This is a genomic window from Acetobacter okinawensis (assembly GCF_002153655.1).
In the GTDB taxonomy this organism is placed as follows: domain Bacteria; phylum Pseudomonadota; class Alphaproteobacteria; order Acetobacterales; family Acetobacteraceae; genus Acetobacter; species Acetobacter okinawensis_A.
This window is the reverse complement of sequence record NZ_JOPJ01000124.1, coordinates 1-227: the sequence shown is the minus strand read 5'-3', so window position 1 is coordinate 227 and position 227 is coordinate 1. Positions and strand designations below refer to the sequence as shown.

At 66.1% G+C, this 227-nt stretch carries 1 protein-coding gene; it reads right to left on the bottom strand.

Annotation, left to right across the window (positions count from 1 at the left end; all coding sequences use genetic code 11):
• Positions 1-227: transketolase C-terminal domain-containing protein (locus HK26_RS13025; protein ID WP_307772213.1), on the bottom strand; the 227-nt coding region annotated here is incomplete at both ends.

The following is a 227-nucleotide window of genomic DNA, read 5'->3' as shown; positions in this document are numbered from 1 at the left end:
CTCACGCCGAGTGCGTTGAGTGCGGTTGCGACGATGTGGGGGGCGGAGAGCCCGGCCTCGTCATACTGTGCGTCCTGCGTGTTGTGGTCGATAAAGCGGTCGGGCAGGGTCATGGGGCGGAAGCGCACCCGGTCCAGCAGGCCGGTGCGGGCCAGATGGTGGCAGACCTGTGTGGCAAACCCGCCTTCGGAGCCTTCCTCAATGGTAATCAGCACCGCGTGGTTGCG